The organism is Pseudomonas sp. LBUM1647, assembly GCF_059716175.1.
Map to the genome: position 1 here is coordinate 5,516,346 of NZ_CP166809.1, position 19,842 is coordinate 5,536,187.

Here is a 19,842-nt window from a genome sequence, read left to right on the forward strand (position 1 = left end):
CATATGTCGTGCATAGACAGAAGAAATGTATCCCGGGGCTTTCATGCCTGCGTCGGGTGGACCGCCCATGTTAACCTTGCGCCCATCGCGGAAAAGCCGGGCCGATGCCCCTCCTTTGCCCTACACCTTTCAACGAATTTGCCTGATTATCCGATGAATAAAGCGCTCTCTGATCTGTCCTCCCACACGCCAATGATGCAGCAGTACTGGCGCCTGAAAAACCAGCACCCTGACCAGCTGATGTTCTACCGCATGGGCGACTTCTACGAGATCTTCTACGAAGACGCGAAGAAAGCCGCCAAGTTGCTGGACATCACCCTGACCGCCCGTGGGCAGTCGGCGGGTCAGGCGATTCCGATGTGTGGGATTCCTTACCACGCCGCGGAAGGTTACCTGGCGAAACTGGTCAAACTCGGCGAGTCGGTGGTGATCTGTGAGCAGGTCGGCGACCCGGCGACCAGCAAGGGGCCGGTGGATCGCCAGGTGGTGCGGATCATCACCCCCGGTACGGTCAGCGATGAAGCGCTACTGGATGAGCGTCGGGATAACCTGATCGCGGCGGTGCTGGGTGACGAGCGTCTGTTCGGCCTGGCGGTGCTGGATATCACCAGCGGCAACTTCACCGTGTTGGAGATCAAGGGCTGGGAAAACTTGCTGGCAGAACTGGAGCGCGTCAATCCGGTGGAGCTGATGATCCCGGACGACTGGCCGAAGGATCTGCCGGCGGAGAAACGTCGTGGGGTTCGTCGCCGTGCGCCGTGGGATTTCGAACGTGATTCGGCGCTGAAAAGTCTTTGCCAGCAGTTTTCTACCCAGGACTTGAAAGGTTTCGGCTGCGAGAACCTGACCCTGGCCATCGGCGCCGCCGGTTGCCTGCTCAGCTACGCCAAGGAAACCCAGCGCACCGCCCTGCCCCATTTGCGCAGCCTGCGTCATGAACGCCTGGACGACACCGTAGTGCTGGACGGCGCGAGCCGTCGCAACCTGGAACTGGACACCAACCTGGCTGGCGGTCGCGACAACACGTTGCAATCGGTGGTCGATCGCTGCCAAACCGCCATGGGCAGCCGCCTGCTGACCCGCTGGCTGAACCGTCCGCTGCGGGATCTGACCGTATTGCTGGCGCGCCAGACCTCGATTACCTGCCTGCTCGACGGTTACCGCTTCGAGAAACTACAACCGCAGCTCAAGGAAATCGGCGACATCGAACGGATCCTGGCGCGGATCGGCCTGCGCAATGCCCGCCCTCGTGACCTGGCTCGCCTGCGCGATGCACTCGGTGCATTGCCTGAGTTGCAGGTTGCGATGACCGAGCTGGAAGCTCCGCACATTATTCAACTGGCGAAGACCACCAGCACCTACCCGGAACTGGCGGCGCTGCTGGCAAAAGCCATCATCGACAACCCTCCAGCCGTCATCCGTGATGGTGGCGTGTTGAAAACCGGCTACGACGCCGAGTTGGACGATTTGCAATCGCTCAGCGAAAACGCCGGGCAGTTCCTGATCGACCTCGAAGCCCGCGAGAAGGCCCGTACCGGCCTGTCGCACCTGAAAGTCGGTTACAACCGCATTCATGGTTACTTCATCGAGTTGCCAAGCAAGCAGGCTGAGTCGGCGCCGGCAGACTATATCCGTCGTCAGACACTGAAAGGTGCCGAGCGCTTCATTACGCCGGAATTGAAGGCGTTCGAAGACAAGGCGCTGTCGGCGAAGAGCCGCGCCCTGGCTCGCGAGAAGATGCTCTACGAAGCACTGCTCGAAGATTTGATCGCCCAGTTGCCACCGTTGCAGGACACCGCCGCGGCACTGGCCGAACTGGACGTGCTGAGCAACCTTGCCGAACGCGCGCTGAACCTCGATCTGAACTGCCCGCGCTTCGTCAGTGAGCCGTGCATGCGCATCAGCCAGGGTCGTCACCCGGTGGTCGAGCAAGTGCTGACCACGCCGTTCGTGGCCAACGACCTGAGCCTCGACGACAACACCCGCATGCTGGTGATCACCGGTCCGAACATGGGTGGTAAATCCACCTACATGCGCCAGACCGCTCTGATCGTGCTGCTGGCACACATCGGCAGCTTCGTGCCGGCGGCCAGTTGCGAATTGTCTCTGGTGGACCGGATCTTTACCCGGATCGGTTCCAGCGATGACCTGGCCGGCGGGCGTTCGACCTTCATGGTCGAAATGAGCGAAACCGCGAACATTCTGCACAACGCCACCGAGCGCAGCCTGGTGCTGATGGACGAAGTCGGTCGCGGCACCAGCACCTTCGACGGTCTGTCCCTGGCGTGGGCGGCGGCCGAACGCCTGGCGCATCTGCGGGCTTATACGCTGTTTGCCACCCACTACTTTGAGCTGACCGTGTTGCCGGAAGCCCAGCCGTTGGTGGCCAACGTCCACCTTAACGCCACCGAGCACAACGAACGCATCGTGTTCCTGCACCACGTGCTGCCAGGGCCTGCCAGCCAGAGCTACGGCCTTGCGGTTGCGCAATTGGCCGGTGTGCCGAGCGAAGTGATCGTGCGGGCTCGCGAACACCTGGGACGGTTGGAAGCGACCGCCCTGCCTCATGAAGTTCCCAAGACTGCCAAAGGCAAACCGGCCGCGCCGCAGCAGAGCGACATGTTCGCCTGCCTGCCGCATCCGGTGCTGGATGATCTGGCCAAACTTGATCTGGACGACATGACACCGCGTCGGGCGCTCGAAATGCTCTATACACTAAAGACACGGATCTAACGCACTTGCCTGCAAGCTGTTAGAATCTCGCGCGGTTTGGGATGCTGCTGGCTTATAGCCTGACCAGCAGACTATCGCTCCCAAACCTGGCGACCCCAACGTGAAGGGGCTCCGCTGCCGCCGCCTGAGGAGAAAATTAGAAATGACCTTCGTCGTCACCGACAACTGCATCAAGTGCAAGTACACCGACTGCGTAGAAGTCTGTCCGGTGGACTGCTTTTACGAAGGCCCGAACTTCCTGGTGATTCACCCGGATGAGTGCATCGACTGCGCACTGTGCGAACCAGAATGCCCTGCCGTGGCCATCTTCTCCGAAGATGAAGTCCCGGAAGACATGCAGGAGTTTATTCAGCTGAACGTTGAGCTGGCGGAAATCTGGCCCAACATCACCGAGAAGAAAGAATCGTTGCCCGATGCCGAAGAGTGGGATGGCGTCAAAGGCAAGATCAAAGACCTCGAACGCTGATTACCCCCGCGTTCTCGAAAAGGCCCCTTGCGGGCCTTTTTGCTTTTCTGCAGGCAAAAAAAGGGGCGGTTTGACCCGCCCACATTTTTTCCCTATTCCCTGTGTTCCTTTTCATCGTCCTGATGAATCGCTTCCTGCGATGTCCTTTCCCCTCATCCTTGAAGGGCGTGTCTGTCCGTCGACACAGTTCAGATACTAGAGAGTTCCCTACCAAGAGCAATCGCCCCCGATAGCTGAAACTGCCTGTCACAAGCTATTAATCTAAAAAAATAAGTATATAAATCAATTAGTTAATCTTCGCTCACGTAGGAATATGTACGACTGCTACTCATTGAATTAGCGAACACTTACGAAAGAGTAAGCAAACACTTACAGCAAGAGACTACAAACCAGAGGGATTACGGAGGGAACTCCCAGCCTGTCTCCCAGGCAAAAAAAAACCCCGAACCAGTCGGGGCTTCTTAATGCCAGCCAGCAAATTACTTATTGAAACAGCGACTCGCTCGACAGGCCATTCTTCTCGAGAATCTCCCGAAGACGCTTCAGGCCTTCAACCTGAATCTGTCTGACACGCTCCCGGGTCAGGCCAATCTCCAGGCCTACATCTTCAAGCGTGCTGCTCTCGTGACCGCGCAGGCCGAAGCGGCGTATCACCACTTCACGTTGCTTGTCGGTCAGCTCCGAGAGCCATTGATCGATGCTCTGGGACAGGTCGTCATCCTGCAACAGTTCACATGGATCGGTTGGACGGTCATCGGTAAGGGTGTCCAGCAGGGTTTTATCCGAATCCGGACCCAGCGAGACGTCGACCGAAGAAACCCGCTCGTTCAGGCCGAGCATGCGCTTGACCTCGCCCACTGGTTTTTCCAGCAGGTTGGCAATTTCTTCGGGTGAGGGTTCGTGATCGAGTTTTTGCGTCAGCTCCCGTGCAGCCCGCAGGTACACGTTGAGCTCTTTGACCACATGAATCGGCAACCGGATGGTCCGGGTCTGATTCATGATCGCGCGCTCGATGGTCTGACGAATCCACCAGGTCGCGTAGGTCGAAAAGCGGAAGCCGCGTTCGGGGTCGAACTTCTCTACCGCCCGGATAAGACCGAGGTTGCCCTCTTCGATCAGGTCAAGCAGCGACAGACCACGATTGACGTAACGCCGGGCGATTTTCACCACCAGCCGCAGGTTACTTTCAATCATGCGTTTGCGCCCGGCCGGATCTCCACTTTGCGACAAGCGCGCAAAATGAACTTCTTCTTCGGGGGATAGCAGAGGGGAAAAACCAATCTCATTGAGGTACAGCTGCGTGGCATCGAGCGCACGCGTGTAGTCAATGTACTTGTGTTGCTTTAACGAGGCGGAGTGTTTGGATTTGGCACGAACGGAAGGTGGAGCAGCCCCTTCATCATTCGACATCGAATCCGTACCGATGCCGGTCTCCATCAGGAGAACCTCATCGTCGATGTCAAACTCCGGCACTTCTTTACTGAGAGCCATTGTTATAGTCCTTTGGTGAGTTCGACCTCAGGCTCAAGCGGCGCCTTTATCCCTGGCAACGCTGGAGCCTGTTCCCTCTACGCGACGGAACAGGCTGGAAAGCGATCAACGACGTGGCAGGAATTGCAGCGGATCTACAGGTTTACCTTGTCGGCGAATCTCAAAATGCAGCTTCACCCGGTCTGTACCCGTTGACCCCATTTCGGCAATTGTCTGTCCGACTTTGACCTGCTGCCCCTCCCGAACCAACAGCCTGCGGTTATGTCCGTAGGCACTGACGTAGGTATCGCTGTGTTTGATGATGACTAATTCGCCGTAGCCCCTTAAGCCACTCCCGGCGTATACCACCGTCCCATCAGACGCAGCTAAAACAGGCTGTCCCAAATCCCCGGCGATATCAATTCCTTTATTCAAACTGCCGTTTGAAGAGAATTTTCCAATGAGAATGCCATTAGATGGCCATCCCCAGCCGGTCGGGGCCGGACCGGCAGGAGGCATCGGAGCAGGGGTCGACTTGCTTGCGACGGACGGTGCAACCACTGCTGTACTGGTGGTTGCGCCATTCGGCTGGCGCCGGATAACCGTGGTTTTCAGCGACGAAGAAGGCGTTGAATCGGTGGAACTGGCCACCGGTGTCGGCGTTGAACCGGTGCGACCGTCAAAGCGAATCGTCTGACCTGGATGGATCGTGTAAGGCGTAGGAATGTTGTTGCGTGCCGCGAGGGCTTTGTAGTCCCAGCCGTAGCGAAAGGCGATGGAGAACAAGGTGTCTTTAGGTCGGACGACGTATTGACCCGTGGTCACTGCCGGACGCTGCGCGACGGCGTTGTTGCGATCGACGACGCGTACATCACTCGACTTGTTGCTGGAGCAACCGACCAGCAAGGTGCTCAAAACAAGGCCAGTCACCAAGCGCTGAAAGCTCGTTTTACCCATTCGCTGCGCAATGACTGTGAGACTCACCCGCCGCTCCCTTTGTGGTGGCTGAAAATGTGGATTGCCGTGTTCCGGCATTGAAATGTCGCAAGTATAACGAGCCGTGCAGGCTTTACCTTTAATGACGCGAAACGGCTTCGCGCACACGTTTGCTGCCTGACGATGAATCCCGTTTAACTGATCGATGCCGCTGTAAGACAGGAGCAATCGAAGAGAATTCAGCGCCCTGAAACAAATGCTCAGGCAAGTGGCCCATTGAGTAACGGAACGAAGCGTACAGCCCCCAGAACACGCCTGGAAAAGCCTTGCTCTTCCCGGATGATCAGCATCAGTTGTTGAACCTCACCCGACCCGACCGGGATCACCAGCCGCCCTCCCGGTGCCAATTGATCAAGCAGCGCCTGAGGTACATCGGTCGCCACCGCAGTCACGATAATGCCGTTGTACGGCGCCAGCGCCGGCCAGCCTTCCCAACCATCGCCCCAGCGGAACACCAAGTTGCGCAGGTTCAGCTCCACCAGGCGTTCCTTGGCCCGATCCTGCAGAACCTTGATGCGCTCGACGGAAAATACCCGTTCGACCAGTTGCGACAGCACCGCCGTCTGATAGCCCGAGCCGGTGCCGATTTCCATCACCTTGTCGAGAGGACCTGTCTCCAGCAGAAGCTCGCTCATGCGAGCCACCATATAAGGCTGCGAGATGGTCTGGTTATTGCCGATCGGCAGCGCCGTGTCTTCGTAGGCACGGTGAGCCAGCGCCTCGTCGACGAACAGGTGACGCGGTGTACGGCGAATGACTTCCAGCACCTTGGCGTTGGAAATTCCCTCTTCATACAGGCGCTGAATAAGGCGCTCACGGGTCCGTTGTGAGGTCATCCCGATGCCACGACGCAGAATATCGTCTTGTTCACGAGCCATTAGTTCAGCCCCTCCAGCCAGCCATCGAGACTTCTGAAGGCATCATTAAAGGTGCGATCCAGTTGCAGTGGGGTGATTGAAACATAGCCTTGCATCACCGCATGAAAATCAGTACCCGGGCCGCCGTCTTCAGCATCCCCCGCCGCCGCAATCCAGTAACCGGATTTACCGCGCGGATCGACCACTTTCATCGGCGCTGCAGCACGTGCGCGATGTCCGAGGCGGGTCAGCTGAATACCGCGGATGTGGTCCAGCGGCAAATTGGGAATGTTCACGTTCAGTACCGTACGCGGTGGCAGTTCAAGGTCCGCGTGAGCCTCTACCAGTTTGCGCGCAAAGTACGCGGCTGTGGGAAGGTTCTCCACTTGCCGTGAGGCCAACGAAAAGGCAAACGAAGGACGCGCCAGGAAACGTCCCTCAAGGGCCGCCGCCACGGTGCCGGAATACAACACATCATCACCCAGGTTAGCGCCCAGGTTGATGCCCGAAACCACCATGTCCGGCTCGCGTTCCAGCAAGCCATTGAGGCCCAGGTGCACGCAATCGGTCGGTGTGCCATTGACGCTGATAAAGCCGTTGGCCAGGGTTTGCGGGTGTAACGGACGGTCGAGCGTCAGCGAGCTGCTGGCGCCGCTTTTGTCTTGGTCCGGGGCGATAACCACGCACTCGGTGTAATCCGCCAGCGCAGCATAAAGCGCGGCGAGACCGGGTGCGGTTACCCCATCGTCGTTAGAAATCAGAATACGCATGGGCTGTCCGTCTGCCCCACCGGCACCAGATCAACGAGCTCGCGCACCAATACGGTGGCGAAGCATCCGGCCGGGAGGACGAATTCCAGTTGCAGAATGTCAGGCTCGGGATAATGCCACGTCAACCCACCAATGGGCAGCCGCAGGATGCGACGTTCGTGGCTCATACCGGCGTTAATCAACCAATCGCGCAAGTCCGCTTCGCGAGTGGCGATTGCCTGCTCCAGTTCATGGACAGCGCCAGTGGCCGGCGAGTCACCTTCGCCCCACTGCGGACCGGTCGGGTGCAGATCGAGAATCGCCAGACGCGGGTCGCTGCACTCGGCTTCACCGGCTGGAAAAAAACTGCGACTGTCGGTGAAGGCCAGCAGATCGCCAACCTGGGCACGCTGCCAGCTGCCATCGGCGACACGCGCCGCCAACACCTGATTAAACAGAAAACTGCGCGCCGTAGAGAGCAGACGCGAACGCACGTTGCGCTGCTCCGGCAACGCTTTACGCGCCGCCCAGGCACGGGCATCGACCACGTTACCGCCGTCAAACCCAAAACGCTGGGCGCCGAAATAATTGGGAATACCTTGCTTGGCGATCAGTTGCAGACGCTCGTCGATCGCCGCTTTGTCGCCAGCGAATTGCGTCAGTCGCAACGTGAAGCCATTGGCCGAGTGAGCACCGCGTTGCAGCTTGCGTTTGTGTCGGCCGGTCTTGAGGATCTTCAGCGTATCGTTTTCCGCCGCCGACAGATCAGGATCGGCTTTGCCCGGCAGTTGCACGCTGAACCACTGGCGAGTCAGTGCCTGACGATCCTTGAGACCCGCGTAACTGACGGTGCGCAATGGCACACCCGCCGCCTTGGCGATCCGCCGTGCTGCTTCTTCGGTATTCAGACCGCGCTTTTCCACCCAGATCCACAAGTGTTCGCCGTCGCCACTGAGGGGGATGTTGAGGACTTCATCGACCTGAAAATCTTCCGCCGTGGCTTTCAGTACTGCGGTGCCGAGGGCTTCGCCATAGGCACGTGGGCCGAGCAATTGCAGTTCGTTCATGCGCGCAGCAACAAGGCAACGGAGTGCACGGCAATGCCTTCTTCGCGACCGACAAAGCCGAGCTTTTCGGTGGTGGTAGCTTTCACGTTCACTTGATCCAACTCAACTTGAAGATCCGCGGCAATCAGCGCGCGCATCGATTCGATATGCGGGGCCATTTTCGGCGCCTGGGCGACGATGGTGTTATCGACGTTGCCGACTTTCCAGCCCTTGGCATGGATCAGTGCGACGACGTGACGCAACAGCACTCGGCTGTCGGCGCCCTTGAATGTCGGGTCGGTGTCCGGAAAATGTTTGCCGATATCACCCAGCGCAGCGGCGCCGAGCAAGGCATCGCTCAAGGCGTGCAGCAGGACGTCACCGTCGGAGTGAGCGAGCAGCCCGAAGCCGTGTGCAATGCGCACGCCGCCCAGAGTAATGAAATCGCCTTCAGCGAAACGGTGCACATCATAGCCGTGGCCAATACGCATAAAAAAACGCCCCGATTTTTGTCAGGGCGTGATTCTACCTGCTTTGTCGGACATTAGGCGCTTAGAGCACGCCCATGATGTTGCAGGTGGTCGGCGATGAAGCTGGCGATGAAGAAATAGCTGTGGTCGTAGCCGGGTTGCAAGCGCAACGTCAGCGGATGACCGGCCAATTTGGCGGCCTGTTGCAAGGCTTCAGGCTTGAGCTGGGTGGCGAGGAAATCGTCGCGATCACCTTGGTCGACCAGCAGCGGCAGCTTCTCGTTCGCCTCGGCAATCAGGACGCAGGCATCCCACTCGCGCCATTTCGATCGGTCTTCCCCCAAGTAGCGGGAAAAGGCTTTCTGCCCCCAAGGACAGTCCATCGGATTGTTGATCGGCGAGAACGCCGACACCGACTGATAACGCCCCGGATTACGCAATGCGCAGACCAGCGCACCGTGGCCACCCATGGAGTGACCACTGATGCCGCGCTTGTCCGACGCCGGGAAATGGGCTTCGACCAATGCGGGCAATTCCTGCACGACATAGTCATGCATCCGATAGTGCCGAGACCAGGGTTCCTGCGTGGCATTCAGATAAAACCCGGCACCGAGACCGAAGTCCCAGGCGCCGTCCGGATCACCCGGCACATCGGGACCGCGAGGGCTGGTGTCCGGTGCAACGATGATCAGCCCCAGCTCGGCGGCCATGCGCATGGCGCCGGCCTTTTGCATGAAGTTTTCGTCGGTGCAGGTCAGGCCGGACAACCAATACAGCACCGGCAACTTGCCGCCCTGCTCCGCTTGCGGCGGCAGGTACACGGCAAACACCATGTCGCAGCCGAGCACATCGGAGCGATGCCGATAGCGTTTGTGCCAGCCGCCGAAGCTTTTCTGGCAGGAGATATTTTCCAGGCTCATGATCGACCTCAGAAATGGATGACGGAACGGATGCTCTTGCCTTCATGCATCAGGTCGAACGCCTTGTTGATATCTTCCAGGCCCATGGTGTGAGTGATGAAAGTATCCAGCGGGATTTCGCCGGTTTCAGCCATCTCGACATAGCTCGGCAACTCGGTACGGCCACGCACGCCGCCGAACGCCGAACCGCGCCAGACGCGACCGGTCACCAGCTGGAATGGACGCGTGGCGATTTCCTGGCCAGCACCGGCGACACCGATGATTACCGACTCGCCCCAACCCTTGTGGCAGCATTCAAGTGCGGCACGCATCAATTGGACATTACCGATGCACTCGAAGGAAAAGTCGACGCCGCCATCGGTCATGTCGACGATGACTTCCTGGATCGGACGATCGAAGTCTTTCGGGTTCACACAATCGGTTGCACCCAACTGCTTGGCGATCTCGAACTTGGCCGGGTTGATGTCGATGGCAATGATCCGCGCAGCCTTGGCTTTGACCGCGCCGATCACGGCCGACAGACCGATACCGCCCAGACCGAAGATAGCGACGGTGTCACCCGGCTTTACCTTGGCGGTATTGAGCACCGCGCCGATGCCGGTGGTGACACCGCAGCCCAGCAGGCAGACTTTTTCCAGCGGCGCTTCTTTTGGAATTTTGGCGACGGAGATTTCCGGTAGCACGGTGTACTCGGAGAACGTCGACGTCCCCATGTAGTGGAAAATCGGCTGGCCCTTGTAGGAAAAGCGCGATGTGCCATCCGGCATCAGGCCTTTACCCTGAGTCGCGCGAATCGCCTGACACAGGTTGGTTTTGCCCGACAGACAGAATTTGCACTGGCGGCATTCCGGGGTGTACAGCGGGATCACATGATCGCCGACTGCGACGGAGGTCACGCCCTCACCGATCGCCTCAACCACCGCGCCACCTTCGTGGCCGAGAATCGACGGGAAGATGCCTTCCGGGTCCGCACCCGACAGCGTGTAGGCGTCGGTATGGCAGACACCGGAGGCAACCACACGCAGCAGGACTTCACCGGCCTTGGGCATGGCGACATCGACTTCAACGATCTCGAGGGGTTTCTTGGCCTCGAAGGCAACGGCAGCGCGCGACTTGATCATGTGGATTCTCCAGTGAATAAAACGAGACAAGGAGTGTAATACAACGCTCTACGGTGAATAATCCGGACAAAAGCAAAACATTATTGCCATACAGGGATAATCTTTGATGTCCGAAAACCGCTGGGAAGGTATCGACGAGTTCGTCGCCGTGGCCGAGTGCAGCCAGTTCACGGCGGCCGCGGAACGCCTCGGGGTTTCGTCCTCCCACATCAGTCGACAAATAGTACGCCTCGAAGAGCGCCTTCAGACGCGACTGCTTTATCGCAGCACTCGCCGGGTCACCCTGACCGAGGCAGGGCAAACCTTTCTGCAACATTGCCAGCGCCTACAGGATGGTCGCGAAGAAGCACTGCGAGCGGTGGGTGACCTGACTAGCGAACCCAAAGGCATGCTGCGCATGACCTGCGCTGTGGCGTACGGCGAACGATTCATCGTGCCGCTGGTAACCCGTTTCATGGGGCTCTATCCGCAACTGCGAATCGACATCGAACTGAGCAATCGTCAACTCGACCTCGTGCACGAAGGGCTGGATTTGGCGATCCGTCTCGGTCGCCTGCAGGACTCGCGGCTGGTAGCGACACGTCTGGCGCCACGACGCATGTACCTGTGCGCATCGCCGTCCTATCTGGAGCGCTACGGCCGCCCGCATAGCTTGTCGGAACTGAGCCGCCACAACTGCCTCATCGGCAGCTCGGACATCTGGCAACTGGAACAGAACGGGCGGGAATTTTCGCAGCGGGTACAGGGAAACTGGCGCTGCAACAGTGGGCAAGCAGTGCTGGATGCGGCGTTACAGGGCGTGGGTTTGTGTCAGTTGCCGGACTACTACGTGCTGGAGCATCTGAAAAACGGCGGATTGATTTCGCTGCTGGACGCGCATCAACCACCAAACACTGCCGTGTGGGCGCTTTATCCACAGCAACGGCATCTGTCACCCAAGGTGCGCAAGTTGGTGGATTATTTGAAGGACGGGTTGGCGTTAAGGCCGGAGTACAGGGTGTGAGGGTTTGAAGATCAAAAGATCGCAGCCTCGTTGCACTCGACAGCTCCTTCATTGCCTGCGCTCACCGCAATATCTCGCAGGAGCTGTCGAGTGAAACGAGGCTGCGATCTTTTATCGGCGGTTCGCCCAACGCTGGCGCAACCACTCAATGTCTTCGGGACGAGTGACTTTGAGGTTGTCGGACCGACCTTCGATCAAGCGCGGCGCCAGGCCTGCCCACTCCATCGCCGAAGCTTCGTCGGTGATGACCGCGTCGGCCACCAGACTGTCGGCCAACGCCCGATGCAATGCACCAAGGCGAAACATCTGCGGTGTATAGGCTTGCCAGATCACACTGCGATCCACGGTTTCGACCACGCGACCGTGCTTATCGACCCGCTTGAGGGTATCGCGTGCCGGAACCGCCAGCAGTCCACCGACGGGATCATCTGCGAGTTCACCCAGCAACTTGTCCAGATCATCACGGCTCAGATTCGGCCGCGCAGCATCGTGAACCAGCACCCAATCCTCATCGTCAGCGCCTTGCGCATGCAAATGCAGCAACGCATTGAGTACCGACCCGGAACGCTCGGAGCCGCCTTCAACCCGCTGAATTCGCGGATCGCAAGCACACGCCAGGTTCGGCCAATAAGGATCATCAACAGCAATACTGACCACCAACCCTTTCAGGGAAGGATGATCAAGGAAACAGCCTAGGCTGTGTTCGAGAATAGTGCGCCCGCCCAGCTGCAAGTATTGCTTGGGACGGTCCGCGGCCATACGGGCACCGACGCCCGCGGCAGGAATTACAGCCCAGAAGGCCGGTAACGAGGGATTCATTGAGCCAACTGGTAAAGGGTTTCACCGTCCTTGACCATGCCCAACTCATGACGAGCCCGCTCTTCAACGGTCTCCATGCCCTTTTTCAATTCACTGACTTCAGCGTCCATCACCCGATTGCGCTCAAGCAGCCCCTCGTTCTCAGCGTGTTGATCTGCGATCTGCTGAGTCAGTTCGGCCACTTGCGCCAGACTGCCATTACCCACCCACAGGCGGTATTGCAGGCCAGCCAGCAGCAGGAGCAAGACGAGGAACAACCAATTGGGACTGCGCATCGAATATCAGGTATCCAGTGAAAAAAGACAGCCATGCCAAAACTTTGAAGCTTCTGATAGCACGAAGCCTGGAAGACCCAGGCTTGTGCTTATAAGGCATCAGATTAGTGGCAAATCCATCGCTGTAGCGATTTTTCCGACACAATCCGGTGTCTTTTTACCCGTTAACGATTAACCGCGGAATTCGCTGCGACCGTTGTACTTGGCTTTGCCATTCAACTGCTCTTCGATACGCAGCAGTTGGTTGTACTTGGAAACACGGTCCGAACGGCACAGGGAGCCGGTCTTGATCTGGCCAGCCGCGGTGCCCACAGCCAGGTCGGCAATGGTCGAATCTTCGGTTTCGCCGGAGCGGTGCGAGATCACGGCGGTGTAACCAGCGGCCTTGGCCATCTGGATGGCTTCCAGGGTTTCGGTCAGGGTGCCGATCTGGTTGAACTTGATCAGGATCGAGTTGGCGATCTTTTTATCGATGCCTTCTTTCAGGATCTTGGTGTTGGTCACGAACAGGTCGTCGCCCACCAGCTGAGTTTTCTCGCCGATCTTGTCGGTAAGGATTTTCCAGCCAGCCCAATCGGACTCGTCCAGACCGTCTTCGATCGAGATGATCGGGTAACGCTCGGTCAGGCCTTTCAGGTAGTCAGCGAAACCTTCAGCGGTGAACACCTGGCCTTCGCCGGACAGGTTGTATTTACCGTCTTCGTAGAATTCGCTGGCAGCGCAGTCCAACGCCAGGGTCACGTCGGTGCCCAGCTTGTAACCGGCATTGGCCACGGCTTCGGAGATCACTTTCAAAGCGTCTTCGTTGGAGGCCAGGTTCGGTGCGAAACCACCTTCGTCACCCACTGCAGTGCTCAGGCCACGGGCCTTCAGAACGGCTTTGAGGTGATGGAAAATCTCGGTGCCCATGCGCAGACCTTCCGAGAAAGACTTGGCGCCAACCGGCTGAACCATGAATTCCTGGATGTCGACGTTGTTATCGGCGTGCTCGCCACCGTTGATGATGTTCATCATCGGAACCGGCATCGAGTAAACACCCGGGGTGCCGTTCAGGTTGGCGATGTGAGCGTACAGCGGCAGGTCCTGGTCCTGTGCGGCGGCCTTGGCAGCTGCCAGGGAAACGGCGAGGATCGCGTTAGCGCCCAGGGAGCCTTTATTTTCAGTACCGTCGAGCTTGATCATCGCGTGATCCAGCGCTTTCTGGTCGCTTGGGTCTGCACCTTTCAACAGGTCGCGGATCGGACCGTTGATGTTGGCGACGGCTTTGAGTACGCCCTTGCCCAGGTAACGGCTCTTGTCGCCATCACGCAGCTCGAGCGCTTCACGCGAGCCAGTGGAAGCACCGGACGGCGCGCAAGCACTGCCGATGATGCCGTTATCGAGAAGCACATCCGCTTCCACGGTGGGGTTGCCACGGGAGTCGAGAACTTCACGACCTTTGATGTCGACGATTTTTGCCATTGTTGTAAACACTCCAAAGTTGACGAAAACGACGCAGCTGAAGGAAATCTTGTATCGCCGGCAAGTAATGTGCAGCGGGCAGACTTGCGGACGATAAGGCTCAGACCCGAGGGCCTGAGCATTAATTCGTGCGGTACTTTACCGGAGAAATGAGGATTACGCGGTTTCTACCGTCGGAAAACTCTTCACCAGTTCGTCCAAAGCTTTGAGCTGGGCCAGGAATGGCTCCAGTTTGTCCAGACGCAAGGCGCAAGGGCCGTCGCATTTGGCGTTGTCCGGGTCCGGGTGAGCTTCGAGGAACAGGCCGGCCAACGACTGGCTCATACCGGCTTTTGCCAGGTCGGTGACCTGGGCGCGGCGACCGCCGGCGGAATCGGAGCGACCGCCGGGCATTTGCAGCGCGTGGGTCACGTCGAAGAACACCGGGTATTCGAACTGCTTCATGATGCCGAAGCCGAGCATGTCGACGACCAGGTTGTTGTAACCGAAGCTCGAACCGCGTTCGCAGAGGATCAACTGATCGTTACCCGCTTCCACGCATTTGCTCAGGATGTGTTTCATTTCCTGAGGTGCGAGGAACTGGGCTTTCTTGATGTTGATCACCGCACCGGTCTTAGCCATCGCGACCACAAGGTCGGTCTGGCGCGACAAGAAGGCCGGCAGCTGGATGATATCGCAGACTTCAGCGACGACCGCGGCCTGATCAGGCTCGTGGACGTCGGTGATGATCGGCACGCCGAACGCTTGCTTGATGTCCTGGAAAATCCGCATGCCCTCTTCCAGGCCGGGGCCACGGTAAGAGGTCACGGAGGAACGGTTGGCCTTGTCGAAGCTGGCCTTGAACACGTAAGGGATACCGAGTTTCTCGGTGACCTTTACGTATTCTTCGCAGACCTGCATCGCCATGTCGCGGCTTTCCAGCACGTTCATGCCACCGAAAAGCACCATTGGCTTGTCGTTGGCAATCTCGATATCGCCTACACGGATGATCTTCTGCGCCATTGGATTTACGCCTTCTTCTCGTGTTGAACCAAAGCTGCTTTAACGAAACCACTGAACAACGGGTGACCGTCGCGTGGTGTCGAAGTGAACTCAGGGTGGAACTGGCAAGCGACGAACCATGGGTGATCCGGGGCTTCAATCACTTCAACCAGCGCGCCATCACCGGAACGACCGGAGATTTTCAGACCGGCCTCCATGATTTGCGGCAGCAGGTTGTTGTTCACTTCGTAGCGGTGACGGTGACGCTCGACAATCACGTCCTTGGCGTAGCAATCGTGCACCAGGGAACCCGCTTCCAGCAGGCAATCCTGAGCGCCAAGGCGCATGGTGCCGCCCAGATCGGACGCTTCGGTACGGGTTTCGACGGCGCCGGTGGCATCTTCCCACTCGGTGATCAGACCCACGACCGGATGACCGCTGGCACGATCGAACTCGGTGGAGTTGGCGTCTTTCCAGCCCAGCACGTTACGAGCGAACTCGATCACGGCCACTTGCATGCCCAGGCAGATGCCCAGGTACGGAACCTTGTTTTCGCGAGCGTATTGAACGGCAGTGATCTTGCCTTCCACGCCACGCAGACCGAAGCCGCCAGGTACCAGAATCGCGTCGACACCTTCCAGCAGCGCAGTGCCCTGGTTTTCGATGTCTTCGGAGTCGATGTAGCGCAGGTTGACCTTGGTGCGGTTGCTGATGCCGGCGTGACTCATCGCTTCGATCAGCGACTTGTAGGCGTCCAGCAGTTCCATGTACTTGCCGACCATGGCGATGGTGACTTCATGCTCAGGGTTGAGCTTGGCGTCGACCACGGCTTCCCACTCGGACAGATCGGCGCCGCCACACTGCAGGCCGAAACGCTCGACAACGAAATCATCCAGGCCCTGGGAGTGCAGAATGCCCGGGATCTTGTAGATGGTGTCGGCGTCTTCCAGCGCGATCACCGCACGTTCTTCAACGTTGGTGAATTGCGCGATCTTGCGACGCGAGGAGATGTCGATCGGGTGATCGGAACGGCAGACCAGCACGTCTGGTTGCAGGCCGATGGAACGCAGTTCCTTGACCGAGTGCTGGGTAGGCTTGGTTTTGGTTTCGCCGGCAGTGGCGATGTACGGCACCAGTGTCAGGTGCATCAGCATCGCGCGCTTGGCGCCGACTTCGAAACGCAATTGACGGATCGCTTCGAGGAACGGCTGGGATTCGATGTCACCCACGGTGCCACCGATCTCGACCATGGCCACGTCAGCATCGCCGGCGCCCTTGATGATCCGGCGCTTGATTTCGTCGGTGATGTGCGGGATCACCTGAATGGTGGCGCCCAGGTAATCACCACGGCGCTCTTTGCGCAGGACGTGTTCGTAGACACGGCCGGTGGTGAAGTTGTTGTTCTGGGTCATGGTCGTGCGGATGAACCGCTCGTAGTGGCCCAGGTCCAGGTCGGTCTCGGCGCCGTCGTGGGTGACGAACACTTCACCGTGCTGGAACGGGCTCATGGTGCCCGGGTCAACGTTGATGTACGGGTCCAGCTTCAGCATGGTGACCTTAAGTCCCCGCGCCTCCAGGATGGCCGCCAATGAAGCCGATGCGATGCCTTTCCCCAATGAAGAAACAACACCGCCCGTGACGAATATGTAGCGCGTCATGAAAAACCCTAGAAGTCTGCGTTAAAGCGGTACGAGCCGCCGGGGAAAGCGAAGGAAGGCCGAAGCCCCCGATCACCTGCATTAATCACAGTGCACCTTTCAAAAAAACCGCCGCGTTGGGACAGACCGGAAGATGAAACACCGGTACGTTGCTCGCTACACATTTTTTGGAATCGCCCAGCAAAGACTGCTTGGTAATCGGCAACTCCTGCAATTCAGGCGAATCCACAGAAGTTGTATCAAGAAGGGAGCGTAGTCTACCGGAAAGCCCCTTTCAGCTCAAACCTTGATCTTCGTGCGGTGGCTGCCAATGCAAATTCCAACGGTCCTTTGCACTGCCGTCCAAGCCCCGCAGGTTGGCCACCGCCAGCAATTGCTCGCCTCGGTAGAGCAGCGGCAATCTGCCACGGACGAAACCCGGCACGCCGCTTTCATTGAGCAATCGCTTCAGATCGCGATGGCCGCGACCGGGCAGATTCATCACCTCACCTCCCTCACGATAGCGGATATGCAGCAGGCCATCGGGGATTTGGCCGGTGAGTGTGAGCACGCCGTTGTCCGGCAATACCAGCGATAGCGAGGGGTCGGGCCAGTTTCCGACGGCGGGCGGCGGACGCAACCAGCTGCCGGACAACCACCAGATACGCCCACCCGCCCGATGCAGTTCGCCATCTGCCAGCCGCCAGATCGGGTGGGCATCGCCGCCGGCATCACGTAAATCTTCCCAACCCGACCAATGGTCACTGTCCGGCAGTCGCGTCAGCGGTTCGAGCCAATGACTTAAGGCATTACGCTGACGAGCAGCGGACAGCGTTTCCAATGCCGCCAGTTCCAGGGACGGCAATCCCAGCCAATCAAAATCATTGGCAGTGCTGGCGCCGGCCAGATCGATTTGCGCAAGCTCATCGAGCAATCCCTGCGCCTCACTCAGATGTGCAGCGCTACGGGCCATGGTCGTTACCGCTTGCGGCCAGCGCCTGGTCAATACCGGGAACACCTGATGGCGCAGGTAATTTCGCGAGAATTGCCGATCCTGGTTCGATGGGTCTTCGATCCAGCTCAGCCGATGCTCCGCCGCATAGGCTTCAAGTTCAGCCCGCGTGATATCGAGCAATGGCCGAAGCAGCTGTCCTTTACCGAGCGATCGCTGGCGTGGCATCCCCGACACCCCCCTCACCCCTGCCCCACGCAACAGCCGGAATAACAACGTTTCCGCCTGATCGTCACGGTGCTGGGCGGTCATCAACACTTCATTGATCTGAGTCGCCTCGATGAACGCGGCATATCGCGCATCCCGGGCTGCACGCTCAAGACTGGCGCCGGGTTGAACCTGCACACGAACAACCTGCAGCGGCACACCCAGCGCATCACAGACCGACTGACAATGATCCGGCCACGCATCAGCCACAGCCTGAAGGCCGTGATGGATGTGGATGGCGTTTAGCGCCGGCAGGGATTCGGTTTTTGCGAGATGTGCGAGAAGGTGCAGCAGAACGGTGGAGTCGAGACCACCACTGAAAGCGATGCGCCAGGCCGGGGCGTTGCGCCACGGAGCAAGATTCAGCAGGAGTTTGGCAGGCAGAACAATCTTCGAAGAATTCATAGGTCGGTCGCCTCACCTGGACCCAATGTGGGAGCGAGCCTGCTCGCGAAGGCTGCTTAACATTCAACACATTTGTTGGCTGTTATACCGCTTTCGCGAGCAGGCTCGCTCCCACATGGGTAAAGCGAGGTCAGATCAGAGACCGTAGCTCATCAGACGCTCGTAACGGCGAGCCAACAGCGCTTCGTTATCGAACTTCTTCAACATCGCCAGTTGCGAGCTCAGCTCGGCACGGATCGATGCAGCCGCAGCGGCCGGATTACGGTGCGCGCCGCCCAAAGGCTCGCTGATCACTTTATCCACAATACCCAGGCCTTTGAGGCGCTCGGCAGTGATACCCATGGCTTCAGCAGCGTCCGGTGCTTTCTCGGCGGTCTTCCACAGAATCGAGGCGCAACCTTCCGGCGAAATCACCGCGTAAGTCGAGTACTGCAACATGTTCAGTTGATCGCAAACGCCGATCGCCAGAGCACCACCGGAACCACCTTCACCGATCACGGTGGCGATGATTGGGGTTTTCAGGCGTGCCATGACGCGCAGGTTCCAGGCAATCGCTTCGCTCTGGTTGCGCTCTTCAGCGTCGATACCAGGGTAAGCGCCCGGGGTGTCGATGAAGGTCAGGATCGGCATCTTGAAACGTTCGGCCATTTCCATCAGGCGGCAAGCCTTGCGGTAGCCTTCCGGACGCGGCATGCCAAAGTTGCGGCGAACTTTCTCGCGCACTTCACGGCCTTTCTGGTGACCGATGATCATTACCGGCTGGTCGTCCAGACGGGCAATGCCGCCCACGATCGCAGCGTCGTCGGAGAAATGACGGTCGCCGTGCAGTTCGTCGAACTCGGTGAAAATGTGTTCGATGTAGTCCAGGGTGTACGGACGTTTCGGGTGACGCGCCAGACGCGCGATCTGCCAGCTGGTCAGCTTGCCGAAGATGTCTTCGGTCAGCGTGCTGCTTTTGTCCTGCAGGCGGGAGATCTCATCGCCGATATTCAGCGAATTGTCATTACCGACCAAGCGCAACTCTTCGATCTTGGCTTGCAGGTCGGCGATCGGCTGTTCGAAATCAAGAAAATTCGGGTTCATAGGCGTCCGTCTTGGGTCGACATCCAAGAGAGCTTGGGCCGGCCGGTTGTCTATTCGCGCCCTACCTTAAGGGAGAGGCGCGTTCAGGTCGAGATTAAAAATTGGGTCGAGATCAGAGCTGCTCCCTTTTG

18 protein-coding genes are annotated in these 19,842 nt (G+C 58.5%); 3 read left to right on the plus strand and 15 right to left on the minus strand.

Annotated elements, in window-relative coordinates:
* Window positions 1-153 precede the first annotated feature (153 nt).
* Complete coding sequence (mutS, locus tag ACA059_RS25455; protein WP_497631430.1) at window positions 154-2,733, plus strand: DNA mismatch repair protein MutS; 2,580 nt, start codon at window positions 154-156, stop codon at window positions 2,731-2,733.
* Window positions 2,734-2,875: 142 nt separating this feature from the next.
* Window positions 2,876-3,199, plus strand: a complete 324-nt coding sequence (gene fdxA, locus ACA059_RS25460) for a ferredoxin FdxA (protein WP_003222178.1) — start codon at window positions 2,876-2,878, stop codon at window positions 3,197-3,199.
* A 483-nt stretch (window positions 3,200-3,682) separates the two neighbouring features.
* On the opposite strand, the gene rpoS is transcribed toward fdxA, so the two are convergent.
* From rpoS to ACA059_RS25500, 8 genes are all read right to left on the minus strand, one after another.
* The gene (gene rpoS, locus ACA059_RS25465; RefSeq protein WP_008154012.1) at window positions 3,683-4,690 is read right to left on the minus strand and encodes an RNA polymerase sigma factor RpoS; all 1,008 of its coding nucleotides are present in this window, start codon (window positions 4,688-4,690) and stop codon (window positions 3,683-3,685) included.
* Window positions 4,691-4,795: 105 nt separating this feature from the next.
* Window positions 4,796-5,653, minus strand: a complete 858-nt coding sequence (locus tag ACA059_RS25470) for a peptidoglycan DD-metalloendopeptidase family protein (protein WP_497634728.1) — start codon at window positions 5,651-5,653, stop codon at window positions 4,796-4,798.
* Between the two features lie 212 nt (window positions 5,654-5,865).
* Window positions 5,866-6,501 carry a protein-L-isoaspartate(D-aspartate) O-methyltransferase gene (locus tag ACA059_RS25475; RefSeq protein WP_497634729.1) on the minus strand — a complete coding sequence of 212 codons (636 nt, stop codon included), beginning with the start codon at window positions 6,499-6,501 and terminating at the stop codon, window positions 5,866-5,868.
* 41 nt (window positions 6,502-6,542) lie between these two features.
* Entirely contained in the window at window positions 6,543-7,292 is a 750-nt protein-coding gene (gene surE / locus ACA059_RS25480; RefSeq protein ID WP_497631431.1) for a 5'/3'-nucleotidase SurE, read from the minus strand.
* Window positions 7,280-8,338, minus strand: coding sequence for a tRNA pseudouridine(13) synthase TruD (truD, locus tag ACA059_RS25485; RefSeq protein WP_223433028.1), 1,059 nt, complete (start codon window positions 8,336-8,338; stop codon window positions 7,280-7,282). The genes surE and truD overlap by 13 nt, the downstream gene beginning before the upstream one ends.
* Window positions 8,335-8,808 (minus strand): 2-C-methyl-D-erythritol 2,4-cyclodiphosphate synthase, encoded by a 474-nt coding sequence (gene ispF, locus ACA059_RS25490; protein ID WP_010462780.1) that lies wholly within the window; start codon window positions 8,806-8,808, stop codon window positions 8,335-8,337. The genes truD and ispF overlap by 4 nt, the downstream gene beginning before the upstream one ends.
* Before the next feature lie 53 nt (window positions 8,809-8,861).
* Complete coding sequence (gene fghA / locus ACA059_RS25495; RefSeq protein ID WP_497631432.1) at window positions 8,862-9,707, minus strand: S-formylglutathione hydrolase; 846 nt, start codon at window positions 9,705-9,707, stop codon at window positions 8,862-8,864.
* Window positions 9,708-9,715: 8 nt separating this feature from the next.
* Window positions 9,716-10,828: an S-(hydroxymethyl)glutathione dehydrogenase/class III alcohol dehydrogenase gene (locus ACA059_RS25500; RefSeq protein ID WP_129441645.1), complete on the minus strand. Its 1,113-nt coding sequence runs from the start codon at window positions 10,826-10,828 to the stop codon at window positions 9,716-9,718.
* 106 nt (window positions 10,829-10,934) lie between these two features.
* Between ACA059_RS25500 and ACA059_RS25505 the strand changes: the two genes are divergently transcribed.
* Window positions 10,935-11,831 (plus strand): LysR family transcriptional regulator, encoded by an 897-nt coding sequence (locus tag ACA059_RS25505; RefSeq protein WP_497631433.1) that lies wholly within the window; start codon window positions 10,935-10,937, stop codon window positions 11,829-11,831.
* Between the two features lie 111 nt (window positions 11,832-11,942).
* On the opposite strand, the gene ispD is transcribed toward ACA059_RS25505, so the two are convergent.
* The 7 genes from ispD to ACA059_RS25540 form a co-directional block, all read right to left on the minus strand.
* The gene (gene ispD / locus ACA059_RS25510) at window positions 11,943-12,650 is read right to left on the minus strand and encodes a 2-C-methyl-D-erythritol 4-phosphate cytidylyltransferase (RefSeq protein ID WP_497631434.1); all 708 of its coding nucleotides are present in this window, start codon (window positions 12,648-12,650) and stop codon (window positions 11,943-11,945) included.
* Complete coding sequence (ftsB, locus tag ACA059_RS25515) at window positions 12,647-12,925, minus strand: cell division protein FtsB (protein WP_008028992.1); 279 nt, start codon at window positions 12,923-12,925, stop codon at window positions 12,647-12,649. The genes ispD and ftsB overlap by 4 nt, the downstream gene beginning before the upstream one ends.
* Before the next feature lie 171 nt (window positions 12,926-13,096).
* On the minus strand, window positions 13,097-14,386 hold the full coding sequence (gene eno / locus ACA059_RS25520; protein WP_008154033.1) for a phosphopyruvate hydratase: 1,290 nt from the start codon (window positions 14,384-14,386) through the stop codon (window positions 13,097-13,099).
* Window positions 14,387-14,542: 156 nt separating this feature from the next.
* Entirely contained in the window at window positions 14,543-15,388 is an 846-nt protein-coding gene (gene kdsA / locus ACA059_RS25525; protein ID WP_046054578.1) for a 3-deoxy-8-phosphooctulonate synthase, read from the minus strand.
* Between the two features lie 5 nt (window positions 15,389-15,393).
* Complete coding sequence (pyrG, locus tag ACA059_RS25530) at window positions 15,394-17,025, minus strand: CTP synthase (RefSeq protein ID WP_497631435.1); 1,632 nt, start codon at window positions 17,023-17,025, stop codon at window positions 15,394-15,396.
* 274 nt (window positions 17,026-17,299) lie between these two features.
* Window positions 17,300-18,628, minus strand: coding sequence for a tRNA lysidine(34) synthetase TilS (tilS, locus tag ACA059_RS25535; RefSeq protein ID WP_497631436.1), 1,329 nt, complete (start codon window positions 18,626-18,628; stop codon window positions 17,300-17,302).
* Between the two features lie 135 nt (window positions 18,629-18,763).
* Window positions 18,764-19,711 (minus strand): acetyl-CoA carboxylase carboxyltransferase subunit alpha, encoded by a 948-nt coding sequence (locus tag ACA059_RS25540; RefSeq protein ID WP_008154040.1) that lies wholly within the window; start codon window positions 19,709-19,711, stop codon window positions 18,764-18,766.
* Window positions 19,712-19,842: the final 131 nt, after the last annotated feature.

Bases quoted from the DNA above. Each gene is read 5' to 3' on its own strand.
- truD (WP_223433028.1), bottom strand. From the start codon at position 8,338: ATGAACGAACTGCAATTGCTCGGCCCACGTGCCTATGGCGAAGCCCTC.
- ftsB (WP_008028992.1), bottom strand. From the start codon at position 12,925: ATGCGCAGTCCCAATTGGTTGTTCCTCGTCTTGCTCCTGCTGCTGGCT.
- ispD (WP_497631434.1), bottom strand. From the start codon at position 12,650: ATGAATCCCTCGTTACCGGCCTTCTGGGCTGTAATTCCTGCCGCGGGC.
- mutS (WP_497631430.1), top strand. From the start codon at position 154: ATGAATAAAGCGCTCTCTGATCTGTCCTCCCACACGCCAATGATGCAG.
- tilS (WP_497631436.1), bottom strand. From the start codon at position 18,628: ATGAATTCTTCGAAGATTGTTCTGCCTGCCAAACTCCTGCTGAATCTT.
- fghA (WP_497631432.1), bottom strand. From the start codon at position 9,707: ATGAGCCTGGAAAATATCTCCTGCCAGAAAAGCTTCGGCGGCTGGCAC.
- ACA059_RS25475 (WP_497634729.1), bottom strand. From the start codon at position 6,501: ATGACCTCACAACGGACCCGTGAGCGCCTTATTCAGCGCCTGTATGAA.
- ACA059_RS25505 (WP_497631433.1), top strand. From the start codon at position 10,935: ATGTCCGAAAACCGCTGGGAAGGTATCGACGAGTTCGTCGCCGTGGCC.
- eno (WP_008154033.1), bottom strand. From the start codon at position 14,386: ATGGCAAAAATCGTCGACATCAAAGGTCGTGAAGTTCTCGACTCCCGT.
- kdsA (WP_046054578.1), bottom strand. From the start codon at position 15,388: ATGGCGCAGAAGATCATCCGTGTAGGCGATATCGAGATTGCCAACGAC.
- fdxA (WP_003222178.1), top strand. From the start codon at position 2,876: ATGACCTTCGTCGTCACCGACAACTGCATCAAGTGCAAGTACACCGAC.
- ACA059_RS25500 (WP_129441645.1), bottom strand. From the start codon at position 10,828: ATGATCAAGTCGCGCGCTGCCGTTGCCTTCGAGGCCAAGAAACCCCTC.
- pyrG (WP_497631435.1), bottom strand. From the start codon at position 17,025: ATGACGCGCTACATATTCGTCACGGGCGGTGTTGTTTCTTCATTGGGG.
- surE (WP_497631431.1), bottom strand. From the start codon at position 7,292: ATGCGTATTCTGATTTCTAACGACGATGGGGTAACCGCACCCGGTCTC.
- rpoS (WP_008154012.1), bottom strand. From the start codon at position 4,690: ATGGCTCTCAGTAAAGAAGTGCCGGAGTTTGACATCGACGATGAGGTT.
- ACA059_RS25540 (WP_008154040.1), bottom strand. From the start codon at position 19,711: ATGAACCCGAATTTTCTTGATTTCGAACAGCCGATCGCCGACCTGCAA.
- ispF (WP_010462780.1), bottom strand. From the start codon at position 8,808: ATGCGTATTGGCCACGGCTATGATGTGCACCGTTTCGCTGAAGGCGAT.